At 38.5% G+C, this 12634-nt stretch carries 13 protein-coding genes; 1 reads left to right on the forward strand and 12 read right to left on the reverse strand.

What is annotated here, in order from left to right; genetic code table 11:
* Window positions 1-3 precede the first annotated feature (3 nt).
* Window positions 4-582 carry a DUF2238 domain-containing protein gene (locus AB7942_RS19225; RefSeq protein WP_369448123.1) on the forward strand — a complete coding sequence of 193 codons (579 nt, stop codon included), beginning with the start codon at window positions 4-6 and terminating at the stop codon, window positions 580-582.
* 45 nt (window positions 583-627) lie between these two features.
* Here the strand turns inward: AB7942_RS19225 and AB7942_RS19230 are convergent, their stop codons facing one another.
* The 12 genes from AB7942_RS19230 to AB7942_RS19285 all read right to left on the reverse strand — a co-directional run bounded on the left by AB7942_RS19230 (window position 628) and on the right by AB7942_RS19285 (window position 12463).
* Window positions 628-1989 (reverse strand): aspartate kinase, encoded by a 1362-nt coding sequence (locus tag AB7942_RS19230; protein ID WP_369448124.1) that lies wholly within the window; start codon window positions 1987-1989, stop codon window positions 628-630.
* A gap of 165 nt (window positions 1990-2154) precedes the next feature.
* Window positions 2155-2697, reverse strand: coding sequence for an NADPH-dependent FMN reductase (locus AB7942_RS19235; protein WP_369448125.1), 543 nt, complete (start codon window positions 2695-2697; stop codon window positions 2155-2157).
* 90 nt (window positions 2698-2787) lie between these two features.
* Window positions 2788-3402 carry an NUDIX hydrolase gene (locus tag AB7942_RS19240; protein WP_098931872.1) on the reverse strand — a complete coding sequence of 205 codons (615 nt, stop codon included), beginning with the start codon at window positions 3400-3402 and terminating at the stop codon, window positions 2788-2790.
* 118 nt (window positions 3403-3520) lie between these two features.
* Window positions 3521-4678, reverse strand: a complete 1158-nt coding sequence (locus AB7942_RS19245) for a homogentisate 1,2-dioxygenase (protein WP_335397112.1) — start codon at window positions 4676-4678, stop codon at window positions 3521-3523.
* Window positions 4679-4682: 4 nt separating this feature from the next.
* Window positions 4683-5612 carry a fumarylacetoacetate hydrolase family protein gene (locus AB7942_RS19250; RefSeq protein ID WP_369448183.1) on the reverse strand — a complete coding sequence of 310 codons (930 nt, stop codon included), beginning with the start codon at window positions 5610-5612 and terminating at the stop codon, window positions 4683-4685.
* A gap of 5 nt (window positions 5613-5617) precedes the next feature.
* A complete protein-coding gene (locus AB7942_RS19255) occupies window positions 5618-6238 on the reverse strand; it encodes a flavin reductase family protein (RefSeq protein ID WP_098931996.1) in 621 nt (206 codons plus the stop codon).
* A gap of 104 nt (window positions 6239-6342) precedes the next feature.
* On the reverse strand, window positions 6343-7458 hold the full coding sequence (gene hppD, locus AB7942_RS19260) for a 4-hydroxyphenylpyruvate dioxygenase (protein WP_369448126.1): 1116 nt from the start codon (window positions 7456-7458) through the stop codon (window positions 6343-6345).
* 251 nt (window positions 7459-7709) lie between these two features.
* Complete coding sequence (locus AB7942_RS19265) at window positions 7710-8504, reverse strand: ABC transporter ATP-binding protein (protein ID WP_369448127.1); 795 nt, start codon at window positions 8502-8504, stop codon at window positions 7710-7712.
* Entirely contained in the window at window positions 8479-9510 is a 1032-nt protein-coding gene (locus AB7942_RS19270; RefSeq protein WP_369448128.1) for an ABC transporter permease, read from the reverse strand. Before AB7942_RS19270 ends, AB7942_RS19265 begins: the two co-directional genes overlap by 26 nt.
* A gap of 122 nt (window positions 9511-9632) precedes the next feature.
* A complete protein-coding gene (locus AB7942_RS19275; protein WP_088088590.1) occupies window positions 9633-10631 on the reverse strand; it encodes an ABC transporter substrate-binding protein in 999 nt (332 codons plus the stop codon).
* A gap of 245 nt (window positions 10632-10876) precedes the next feature.
* Entirely contained in the window at window positions 10877-11005 is a 129-nt protein-coding gene (locus tag AB7942_RS19280; RefSeq protein ID WP_256942446.1) for a hypothetical protein, read from the reverse strand.
* A 279-nt stretch (window positions 11006-11284) separates the two neighbouring features.
* The gene (locus AB7942_RS19285; protein WP_369448129.1) at window positions 11285-12463 is read right to left on the reverse strand and encodes a cation:proton antiporter; all 1179 of its coding nucleotides are present in this window, start codon (window positions 12461-12463) and stop codon (window positions 11285-11287) included.
* Window positions 12464-12634 lie beyond the last annotated feature (171 nt).

Consider the following 12634-nt stretch of genomic DNA (forward strand, 5'->3'; position numbering starts at 1 on the left):
TTTATGAATCGAAAGCTTGTCATCATTTTCAGTTTAATCTATGTCATTTTTATGGCAGCATTAGCCGTCTACTACTTTTCAAACGATGTAACCTTTAAAGGAACAGTTGCCATTGGAGGAATTGTTTGTGGAGCAGTCCCGTTATTATTGGCCTTATTTACTAAACTCCAATTCAATTTGCCCATTGTCATTTCTTATTTAATTTTCTTAGTCGGTTCACAATATCTCGGTTCCATATTAGGCTGGTATGGACTCGGTTGGTGGGACACCTTTATGCATGTGGTCAGTGGAGCCATCCTTGCTTTTTCTGGAATTGCTTTATATGAAAGATTGGTCCATCGAAATGCGGGAGATAAGATATCGCCGTGGTTTGTATTTTTATTTACGTTATCCTTTGCAGCACTCGGTGGAGTACTATGGGAAATTTATGAATTTAGCTCTGACCAATTTTTTGATATGACCTTACAAGGCGGCGGAAATAAAGATACGATGACGGATTTAATTGCTGATACAATTGGCGGACTGGTTATTGCAATGTGGGCTGGGATTCGAACAAGGATTAAGTTAAAAAAGGAGCTATAGAAAAAGGTACATCGTTTTTGACGTACCTTTTTACTACGCTTAAAATTAAACCGTTACTGCGACAAAAAATTCCTCATAAAGTGCTTGAACCGCTCTTTTTTCATCTACTACTTTAACCCCAAACATCATGCTCACCTCAGATGAACCTTGGTTAATCATTTCGATATTAATACGAGCTTTCGCCAATGCTTTGGAGGCTCTTGCCATTGTTCCTACATTATGGCGCATGCCCTCTCCGACAACCATAATGAGAGCTAGGCTATGTTCAAATTTCACTTGATCGGCATGTAATTCATTTTCAATCCGTTCTTTAATCGCCTTTTCTGTTTCTGCATCCATTTGATTTTCACGGAGGATAACAGAAACATCATCAATTCCAGAAGGCGTATGTTCATAGGATAGTCCGAAGTCCTCTAAGATACTTAAAAGCTTGCGGCCAAAACCTATCTCTCTATTCATTAAGTATTTGCTTACATATATACTACAAAAACCTTGATCACTTGCAATTCCAATAACAGGCCCATTCGTATTGTCTCGCTCATAAACAATCCTCGTTCCTGCTGCACTTGGATTGTTTGTATTTTTGATTTGAACAGGTATTCCCGCTCTGAATGCTGGAACAAGTGCTTCATCATGTAACACGGTAAATCCTGCATATGAAAGCTCGCGCATTTCACGGTAGGTCAGTTCCTTTATTTCCTTCGGCTTTCTTACGATCGAAGGGTTCACAGAATAAACAGCATCTACATCCGTAAAGTTCTCATATAAGTCTGCTTTCAGTGCATTTGCAAGGATTGAACCAGTTATATCGGACCCACTTCGCGAAAAGGTAAAAACCTCTCCTTGTTTGCTATATCCAAAGAATCCAGGGAAAATTAAAATCCCAGAACGCTCGTGCAGCGAATATAACTGACTATAGGCTTCTGGTAGTGCTTGAGCATTGCCAGGCTCATCACTGACGAGGAGACCGGCTTCTTTAGGGTCAACATAATAGGCCTCAACCCCCTGCTCCTGGAAATAAGCCGCTACCAATTTGGCGTGATTATCCTCACCGCTCGCTTTTAATAAATCCAGAAACCGATCCGGTTTTGTTTTGTCGCTACTCAACCTCTTTGTTAAATCGTCATGAATTTCGTTAATAATTTCTAAAGGTAGGGATAATTCTTCGGCGATAATGGAATATCTATCGATGACTGCGTCAAATTTTTCCCTTGGATTTTTATTTTGCAAACATAACTCTCCACATTCAATTAATAAATCAGTCACCTTGTTATCTTCCGAAAACCTTTTTCCTGGCGCAGATACTACAACTACCTTCCGCTCGGAATCTGAAACAACTATCTTAAATACCTTCTCAATTTGTTTTCCGGATGCTAACGAGGACCCGCCAAACTTTACGACCTTCATCCCTACATCTCCCTAATATCTAAAAATATAATTTTAATTTTAACGATATTCAGAAAATAATCAAGTTATTTCTTTTATACAAAGACATTTGTACACCACCAGTGGACAGTCGCATAAAAAAAAACAGTAGATTTCCGCTCGAAATCCACTGTTTTAGATGTTCGTTTACAAATGTTTTGTTTTTTCTACCCAATCGATAAAGTTATTCATCACAGTATCTAGGAATCCAAGGGTAGGTTCATGTGTTAATTTCCCGGCTTCATCCACTTTTTCATGGACAGCATTGATAAATACTTCATTTCCAGGAAGCGTTAATGCTCCCATAGCAGCTAATATTTGTCTAAGATTAACCTGTGCTCTTACCGTTCCAAGAACACCTGGTGTGGCGCCAACAATCATTACTGGTTTTTTCATCATTACTTTATCCACTCGCGAAAACCAATCAAGTGCATTTTTCAAAAATGCAGGAATGGCATGATTATATTCTGGGGTGGCAATTAATACACCATCACTTGCTGCCACTATTTTTTTGACATGAATCACAACTTCTGCTGGTGTTAACTCATCATCCTGGTTGTACATTGGAAGGCCTTCGATCGGTAATATCTCAATTTCAACTTTTTCGAGATAACGTTCCTTCAGTAATTCTACCAGCTTTTTATTAATAGATTGCTTTCTATTACTGCCAACGATTGCTACGATTTTCATAAAAATAAACTCCTTATCCTTGAATTTCAAGCTGCAATATAACTATAATCATTGTTTCTTAAAATAACCAAGGATATGCTCTTATAGATACTAACGAATAAGTTCAATAAAATGGGAAAGAATCTTAGCGGTTAATCCCCAAATTACTTTTCCTTGATACCGGTAGAAATATTCATCGACCCCTCGAGTCCGCCAATTATAATTCTCCCCGCCGACAATTAGGTCAAAGGGAAAATTCTCTTCAGGTTCTGGCCTAAATTCAATATGATATATCTCTGGCTCATTATTTATAAAAAAAGATAGCGGTACAGTAAAAATCTCCCCGACTTCTGATGGATTTGGAACGATTCTATTCGGATGTTTAATGTATCCAACAAAAGGATAGATAATCATTCCAAATGGTGAAATCATATAATCTAGTGGGTTAATGTCTGCTATTTGCTCTTTGTTAATGCCTAATTCCTCAACCGTTTCTCGGATAGCTGCATCTTTTTCATCGATATCCTGTGCGTCAATTCTCCCCCCTGGAAAACATATTTCTCCAGGCTGCCTCCTTAGTTCTAGAGAACGAACCTCTAACAACACGTGAATTTCATCCTCTTTTTCAATGAGTGGTACCATGACAGCATATTTTGAAAATTTCTCACTTCCAAGAATTTTAGGAGTATGGCTTTTTAATTTAGTTACTATTGATTCCAGTTCCATGATTTCACCTCTATTCATTTACAATTTTTTCTTATTACTACCATACCACTTTTTACCAAGATTGAAAAAAACAATCCAACTAGTATTACGTTGGATTGTTCTGGAAAAATCATTAATCCTACTTTTCATACCAAGAATACATATAGTTGGCATCTTCTATTTTTTGTGCCGTTTTTACGATTTTTAGAGGATGAAAGGTGTCGATCATTACGGCCAGTTCAAGCGTTTCCTTTTTTCCGATACTCGCTTCCGTTTTCCCAGGATGAGGTCCATGTGGGATCCCACCTGGATGGAGCGTGATGGACCCCTCCTGTACTCCTTTACGACTCATAAAATTTCCTTCCACATAATAAAGAAGTTCATCACTGTTAACGTTACTATGATAATAGGGAGCAGGAATCGATTCTGGATGATAATCATATAGCCTCGGGACAAATGAGCAAACGACAAAATTATTACCTTCAAAGGTTTGATGGACGGGTGGCGGCTGATGGACTCTTCCTGTGATTGGTTCAAAATCCTCGATGTTAAAGGCCCATGGATATAAATATCCATCCCAACCCACAACATCAAGTGGATGATGTCCTATAATATGCGAGGATATCTTCCCTCTTGATTTCGTTAAAACTTCAAATTCACCCTTTTCATCAAATGTCGTCAATTCTTCCGGTCCACGAAGGTCTCTTTCACAAAATGGGCTATGCTCTAAAAGTTGACCATATTCATTTCGGTATCGTCTTGGTGTTGTTATTTGGCTGAAGGATTCAACAAACAACATTTTCGTTTCTTCATTTTCGTTCGGGATCACACGGTAAATGGTACCAATCGGAATAATAAGATAATCACCTGGACTGTAAGAAAGGTTCCCGAACATTGTTTCTAGTTTTCCTGAGCCATAGTGGATAAAAAGCATTTCATCGCCATCACCATTCCGATAAAAACTTGGCATCGCCATCGTCACATTGGCCGTTCCAATTAATAAATCTTGATTCCCCAAAATATATTCCCGTGCATTTAAAGCGTCCCCTTTGTTTGCTACTTTACTTGTAAAAAAGTGGCGGTGTTTGAGCGGCTGCTGGTCTTCATATTCGGGTAAGTAGTTGCCGACCATTTCTGCCTTCACCACTTCTGTAGGCATATATTGATGATACAAAATAGATTGGGTTCCAGAGAATCCACGAGTCCCCATTACCTGCTCTCTGTAAAGACTCCCATCTTCCTTTTTAAACATCGTATGCCGTTTGTGCGGAATCTTACCCATTTGACGGTAATACATCTTCTCACCTCTCTTCAGCGATTATTTCATTCTGTAACACTCCAAGATGATCAATCTCTAATTCGACTTGATCATCAGGCATTAACCAGCGATGGACCTTCTCTCCAAGCTCAAGAATACATCCTGTACCAACTGTTCCTGAACCAATCATCTCTCCAGGGTATAAAGTCACGCCAGCAGAAGCCCTCTCAATCATCTCAGCAAAGGAATAATATAAGTCTTTCATATTCCCCTTGGAAAGAAGAACCCCATTGACACGGGCTTTCATCGAAAGATTGAAGCCCTTACCTAATTTAAATGGTTCTAACTCATCTTTTGTGACTATCCACGGTCCAATCGAAGTCGAGAAATCCTTCCCTTTTGCGGGCCCCAGTCCAACCTTCATTTCCTTCCTTTGTAGGTCTCTTGCGCTCCAATCATTTAAAATACAATAGCCAAAAATATACTTATCTGCCTCATCTGCAGTAATATTTCTTCCTTCTTTGCCAATAATGCATGCGATCTCCAGCTCATAATCAAGCCAGTTACAATTTACAGGCTTGATTATTTCCTCTCCTGGTCCCTTAATTGCAAGATGATTGGAAAAGTAAAAGACAGGGATTTCGTACCATTCTGGAATCATCTCGAGGCCCCTATTCTCCCTCGCTGTTTTCACATGTTGCTCAAATGCATAAAAATCACGAAAACTCCTCGGAATAGGTAGTGGTGCCTTTAAACAAAGTTGACTCAATGGATAAACGCCTTTTTGTCCCTTTGTAAATGGGGTTAAACTAGCCACTGTTTTCAGATTGGCGTCACTATTTTCAAGAAAAGCTAATAGATTACTTGGCAGCACCCCGCCTGATGCCTCATACATATCAATGGCATGGTCTTGGTCAAGTAACCAGCCTGCTCGGATTGTCCCATCCATTTTTTCAAAAGTAACGAATTTCACGACACTCACCTTTTCTCCATTTTTCGATCCATTTCAAACATTTTAGCTAACGGGTCAGTATAGATGTTCCCAGCCATCCGTCCAATTGGCTTCAACTTGGCACTATCAATTCGCCCTTTATTAAATAGTTCATCATTGACATGGACATGAACCACTTTTCCAATCACAAGGCTTCCTGCCCCAGGCTTATCACCAAAATGTAATACCTGCTCTAGTTCACATTCTAAATGGACGAGAGATTCCTTGATACGCGGCACACTCACTTCTATACTTGGTTCTTTGGTTAAACCCACTTCTGCTATTTCGTCGATATCCGGGCTGAATTCAATCGCACAGTCATTCATTTGCTCAGCCATACTAAAACTCACAATATTAATGACAAATTGACCTGTGCTTTCTATATTTACAAGAGTATCTTTCTTAGCCCCATCCGTTCCTCTTCTCATCGGTGAAAAACATATGAGCATGGGGTCCGCACAAATCGCTGTAAAAAAACTAAATGGTGCTGCATTAGCAGTCCCATTTCCATCTATGGTCGAAACAAAGGCAATTGGACGGGGAAGGATGGAACCAACTAATAGTTTATATGCCTCTCTCCATTCCAGTGTTTTTGGCGAGATCTCTATAACATTCACCCCTTACAGGTTAAATTTTAAAAAAAGGGAGTAATATCTCTCCCTTTTCCAACTCCACTCTATACTTTTGCCCCTTTAAACCCTTGCTATTTATATTAGAGATTTCCTCGTCTTTCCTGCTCCCGTTCAATTGACTCAAATAAAGCTTTAAAGTTTCCTTCACCAAAACCACGTGCCCCTTTGCGTTGAATAATTTCAACAAATAATGTCGGACGGTCTACTATTGGTTTTGTAAAAATTTGCAGTAAATACCCCTCATCATCACGGTCTACTAAAATATTTAGTTCGCGAAGCTTTTCAATTTCTTCATCAATTTTACCGATGCGTTCACCTAAGGATTCATAATATGCTGGTGGAGTATTCAGGAATTCTACCCCATTCTCCTTTAAAATAGCGACAGTTGATACAATATCTTCCGTTAATATCGCCAAATGCTGGACACCCGGACCATTGTAGAATTCTAGATATTCCTGAATTTGTGATTTGCGTTTTCCGACTGCCGGTTCATTGATAGGGAATTTAATCCGCCCTCCGTTATGCATGACCTTTGACATTAGAGCTGAGTATTCCGTCGTGATGTCCTTGTCAGAGAAATGTTTCATTTCCTTAAAGCCCATTACCTTAGCGTAATATTCGACCCACTCCTCCATCCTCTCTACGTTACCCACTACATGATCGATCCCAATTAACCCGGCATCTTTAATCGGAAGTGGCGCCGAGTATGCGACATATCCGGGTAAAAATGCCCCTTGATAATTTTTCCGTTCAATTAACGTATGGATGGTATCCCCATATGTACCAAGAACGGCTTTTTTAATCACACCTGCTTCATCCTTGATTTCAGATGGGGCAGCAATCACAATGGCACCTCTTTTCACTGCCTCTTCAAAAGCTTTCTCGACATTATCGACTAACAGGGCAATGTCCTTCACACCGTCACCGTGTTTTTTTACAAATTGGGAAACTACACTGTCTTCGGTATAGGAGCCTGTTAAGACGAGGCGAATATTCCGTTGCTTTAAACAGTAGGAAGCGGTTTCACGATTGCCAGTTTCAAGACCAGCGTAAGCTACTGGTTGAAATCCAAAGGCAGTGCAAAAAAAGTGACATGCCTGCTTGGCATTCCCTGTGTAAATTTCAATATAATCAACATCTCGAACGGGGAAAAAATCATCAACCAATTGGTCTGCCCTTACTCTATTTTCTTTCATTTAGAAACCCCCATTAGTTTAAAAGTAATAATATTCTAAATTAATTCTAAATGAAAGAATCTTGTCCTTTCAAGGATGGGAAGTAAAGCAATAACGCTTTTTTGTACTAAAGAAATTTAGATATCTTTGAATTATTTCCCAAAATACAAAAAGAAACTTGCCCAAAACAGGCAGTTTCTCCTTAAATGATATTGGAAATACTTTTTATAAAAGCAAATCTAAAATAGACACTCAAAAAAAATTTTTTCCCATTAGGAAAGAATGGCACGATCACTTGACATTTGTACCCCACGTATCCTTTTAAACTCCATAAGTAAACCTTCAATTGTTAATTGTTTCTTATTTTCCTCATTGACCTCTAAAATAATTTGGCCCTTATCCATCATGATTAATCGATTGCCTAAATCAATGGCTTGCTGCATGTTATGAGTAACCATTAATGTGGTCAGTTTATATTTGTCGACAATTTCTCTCGTTAAGTTCGTAATTAATTCCGCTCTTGATGGGTCAAGTGCTGCCGTATGTTCATCAAGAAGGAGGATGGAAGGCTCTGTGAAGGTAGCCATTAACAGGGATAGAGCTTGACGTTCTCCCCCGGATAACAAGCCTACCTTTGCACTTAGGCGGTTCTCGAGGCCCAGATGCAGGGATTCCAATACCTCACGAAAATAATCACGTCGCTTTTTTGTAACTCCTTGTCGAAGTGTTCTCATTTTATTCCGAGAATAAGCCATGGCAAGATTTTCTTCAATCGTCATACTTGGAGCCGTACCGGCCATTGGATCCTGAAAAACACGTCCGATCATTTTTGACCGTTTAAACTCTGACATACTAGTGACATTTTTTCCGCCAATCTGTACTTCCCCTACATCCGGGATTAATACACCTGAAATGATATTCATTAAGGTTGATTTCCCCGCCCCGTTACTGCCAATTACTGTTACGAAATCACCAGGCTGAAGGGTTAGGTTCACATGATCAATGGCGATTTTTTCATCAGGTGTCCCTTCATTAAATATCTTATGAATCTGATTTAATTGTAACATGATTGTCCCCCTTCACTTGGCCAGAAGTCTGCATGATGTTTGATCTCTCAGATCTTCTGCGGGCTTTCCGCTTTCTCTCTTTGGAACTTTCAATAATCTTTGGAGTAGTAAGAGCAAGAATAACAATGAGAGCAGTAATCAGCTTCATATCACCAGGATCCAAGAAATCCACTCGTAATGCTAAGGTAACAACAATTCGATAAATAATCGATCCGCCAATAACAGCGAAAGTGGTCCTAGCAATCGTTTTTGTACCAAATAAGGCTTCACCAATAATAACGGAGGCTAGACCAATCACAATCATCCCAATCCCCATACCCACATCTGCAAATCCACCTTGCTGGGCGATCAGAGCACCTGAGAAAGCTACAAGAGCATTTGAAAGACCTAAGCCAAGCACAACAAGGAGGTTGGTATTAGCAGAAAGGCTGCGAATCATCCGTTTATTATCTCCCGTAGCCCTGACGGCAAGCCCAATTTCGGTTTTCAAAAACAGATCGGTAAAGAATTTAATCACAAATGTTACGATAATCATAAAAATAAGAATTCCCCATGTTTCAGGCAAGCTGTCGCCAAGACCCACCATGGAGAGAATGTTATTTAAAAATGAATCAATTCCTGTCTTTTCAAAAAATCCACTAATTTTCGTAAAAGCTGTATCTGTATTTAATAATGGGATATTTGAGCGTCCCATGATTCGAAGATTTATTGAATAAAGTGCAATCATCATTAAAATTCCGGAAAGCAAGTTATTAATCTTTCCAAATGTATGGAGAAGACCTGTCATACATCCAGCTGCAAAACCGGCGAATAACGCCATGATTGTTGCTAAAAATGGATCGGTTCCATTCGCAATCATTACAGCTGAAATTGCTGCCCCCGTCACAAAACTCCCATCCACCGTTAAATCTGGAAAATCCAGAATACGAAAGGAAAGATAGACGCCTAGTGCCATAATCGCATAGATAATACCTGCTTCAAATGATCCAAATATGGCTGTAAACATTGAGATCATCCTTTCTTTAAATCATTAAGCCTGCTTCTAAGATGCAATAACCTATTTTCAAGCTAATGTTTGGTTCATGGATGGAGCCTTCAAACGAAGGCTCCATCATGATCAATATTATTTTATTTACCTTCGAAAAACTCGCCTAAACTTTTCCAAGCTTCATTTACTGTTAAGCCTTGAGCTTCAGCAGCCTTCGTATTAATGACAAGTTTTAAGCTGTTTGGAAGTTCTACTGGAATTTCAGATACCTTCTTCTTCCCGCTTAAAATATCAGCAGCCATTAAACCAGATTGATAGCCAAGATCGAAATAGCTGAACCCGCTGGCAGCAACGGCTCCTTTTTTCATGGAATCAAGTTCACCAACGAAAAGTGGAATTTTTTTGCTGTTTGCAACGGCAATAACCGTATCAAGAGCAGTAACTACGGTATTGTCAGTTGGAACATAAATCGCATCAACACGGCCAACTAATGATTCAGCTGCCTGCTTCACTTCTGCTGTAGTTGAAACAGATACTTCAACAAGTTTAGCACCCTTCTCTTCAGCAATTTTCTTAACTTCTTTCACCTGAACCACTGAATTTTGTTCACCAGAGTTATAGATCACACCAATATTTTTTGCTTTCACTTCGTCCGTAATAAAGCTAATTGTTTTTTTGGTTGCTTCTGGATGGTTATCGGTTGTACCAGTAATGTTTTTCCCTGGTTTATCAAAAGCCTCTACCAAACCTGCACCCACAGGATCTGTCACCGATGTAAAGATAATCGGAATATCCTTTGTTGCATTCAATGCTGCCGTTGCACTTGGAGTGGCATTAGCAAAAATTAAATCCACTTTGTCACCGACAAAATTATTGGCAATTGTTTGAGTGTTGTTCATATCTGCCTGAGCATTTTGTTCATCATAGCTTACCTTAATCCCTTTATCCTTTAAGGCTTTTTTAAAGCCTTCTGTCGCAGCGTCTAGAGATGGGTGTGGGGCAAACTGGGTAATTCCAACTTTGAACTCCTTATCCGCTCCTTCTTTTTCAGAACCCCCTGCTTTTTCTTTACTTCCGCAGCCTGCAAGCAACATCATTCCTGCTAAGGCAATCGACAATGCTTTAACTTTTTTCTTCATCTAGCTAAATCCCCCTTAAATAATAAAATACTAATTTTCATAAAATTTAATATATTAAAAATTATTCTAGTATTTTTTTGCACGAAAAGCAATAGAAATGCGTAAAATATTTTTTCGCTTTAAAGCAGCATAATTTAATAGGGAATCTTGACATTATTAAAATACCTCATTTTCTTTTTAAACAACAAAAAATGCCTTCTTTTAAATGGAAGGCATTCTAGAAAACTATCTGGATAATATTATTTTTACCAATCACGGGTATTTTCAAGTAAGAGGTCAATTTCAACTTTTTTCATTTTATTGTTGCTTTTCTCAGATGTTAGATTTGACGTTGCTTCTAGTAATTTGTCGATATCAATGATCACGGTTCCCATTTCTAACCTCCTGAATTTAGTAAGTTTTTTGTTTGAAAGATAATTCGACTATTCCACCAAAATAATGGGGGTACTTTCTCAAATCAATCAAAAAAATATGAAAAGTTCTAGTACTTATTTGTTTATAAATAGTGAAAGTATGATATATTTCACTAATTTTTCATAAAAAGGCATCATTGGCTTAAAAAATGTTGGGAAGCACTCGAATGAAAAAACATTAATATCAGTTTCATAATACCCCAAAAATCCAGCCAATTTGATTTGGCTGGATTTTATTAACTAAATTTCCACTTTACTAAATACTGTTTTTTTCATTTCTGTTTGATTATTACCTTCACTGAAAAAATACTTCATCATTGGGGGTGTAACGATGGTAGTAACTAGTACTACTACCACTAAAACAGCAAATAATTCCTGACTGATTAATTTTGTCTCCAAACCAATCGAGGCAATAATTAAGGCAACTTCTCCACGTGAAACCATAGCAGCTCCAATTCCAAGTGAACTCTTCCAGGAAAAATGAGCTATTTTTGCTCCCAATGCAGCACCGATTAACTTGGTTAAAATGGCTAGGATGCTAAAACCGATAATTAGCCCGAAATTTTTCGATATTCCGTCAAAGCTTACTGCCACCCCTATCGAGGTAAAAAATATAGGTACAAAAATGGAATAGCTGATCGTTTCCACTTTCTCAAATATTTTAAGTTTAAATTCTGTTTGACTAATAGCAACCCCAGCGATGTACGCCCCTATAATCGCCGCAATACCTGTAATTTCAGCTGCATAGGCAAACAGGAAGCAAATGATTAATGCACCCGTGACGAGCGGTTCTGTGACCTTTAATGGAGCAAATTTCTTTAAAACCCATGGAACCACCTTCCAAGCTACTAAAATCGCAACCATGAAAAAGAGTACCTTTTTAATAATCATCATGCTTAAATTCACTTCTCCACCGGCCATACTCATTAAAAAGGCCAGGGCGATAATCACAAGAACATCATCAATGACGGCAGCCCCTAAAATCGCGGTCCCTTCTTTAGATTTCATCTTATTTAACTCTTTAAGTGCTTGAACGGAAATACTTACACTTGTTGCAGAAAGTAATAATCCTAAAAATAAGGCTTCAAATGTTGTCATATTCATCAAAATTCCTGCTAAGTAACCTGAAACTAAAGGAACAATGATTCCACTGATTCCAACGAAGGTTGATGCCTTCCACGTGCGTTTAAATTCATTTAAATCAGTCTCCATACCTGCTATAAACATTAACAAGATGACACCAATTTGGCTTAGGTCTGCCAATGTTTTCGTATCTGAAACGAGGCCTAACACAGCTGGACCTAAAATAACCCCTATTAACAACTTCCCTAGAACCGAGGGCTGACCTAATTTAACGCAAATATCCCCAGCAATCTTAGATGCAAATAAAATAATCGCTAATTCAAAAATTAATTCCATCCAATCACCTTTCCTTCGTAAAAAATTAAAGGGTCTGCTTAATAAAAATCAGACCCTTTTTGGGAGAAAACAAAAAAAGCCTGTCGACCACGGGACATAGATATCCCTTGGTGACAGGCTCCTCCAAAAACAATAAATAATTTTTTTAATTATTACTATTATAACTAACTT

This window comes from Neobacillus sp. BF23-41, assembly GCF_041106275.1.

Bases quoted from the DNA above. Each gene is read 5' to 3' on its own strand.
- AB7942_RS19280 (WP_256942446.1), bottom strand. From the start codon at position 11,005: ATGGGAACCGTGATCATTGATATCGACAAATTACTAGAAGCAACGTCA.
- AB7942_RS19225 (WP_369448123.1), top strand. From the start codon at position 4: ATGAATCGAAAGCTTGTCATCATTTTCAGTTTAATCTATGTCATTTTT.
- AB7942_RS19285 (WP_369448129.1), bottom strand. From the start codon at position 12,463: ATGGAATTAATTTTTGAATTAGCGATTATTTTATTTGCATCTAAGATT.
- AB7942_RS19235 (WP_369448125.1), bottom strand. From the start codon at position 2,697: ATGAAAATCGTAGCAATCGTTGGCAGTAATAGAAAGCAATCTATTAAT.
- AB7942_RS19265 (WP_369448127.1), bottom strand. From the start codon at position 8,504: ATGTTACAATTAAATCAGATTCATAAGATATTTAATGAAGGGACACCT.
- hppD (WP_369448126.1), bottom strand. From the start codon at position 7,458: ATGAAAGAAAATAGAGTAAGGGCAGACCAATTGGTTGATGATTTTTTC.
- AB7942_RS19275 (WP_088088590.1), bottom strand. From the start codon at position 10,631: ATGAAGAAAAAAGTTAAAGCATTGTCGATTGCCTTAGCAGGAATGATG.
- AB7942_RS19230 (WP_369448124.1), bottom strand. From the start codon at position 1,989: ATGAAGGTCGTAAAGTTTGGCGGGTCCTCGTTAGCATCCGGAAAACAA.
- AB7942_RS19240 (WP_098931872.1), bottom strand. From the start codon at position 3,402: ATGGAACTGGAATCAATAGTAACTAAATTAAAAAGCCATACTCCTAAA.
- AB7942_RS19270 (WP_369448128.1), bottom strand. From the start codon at position 9,510: ATGTTTACAGCCATATTTGGATCATTTGAAGCAGGTATTATCTATGCG.
- AB7942_RS19245 (WP_335397112.1), bottom strand. From the start codon at position 4,678: ATGTATTACCGTCAAATGGGTAAGATTCCGCACAAACGGCATACGATG.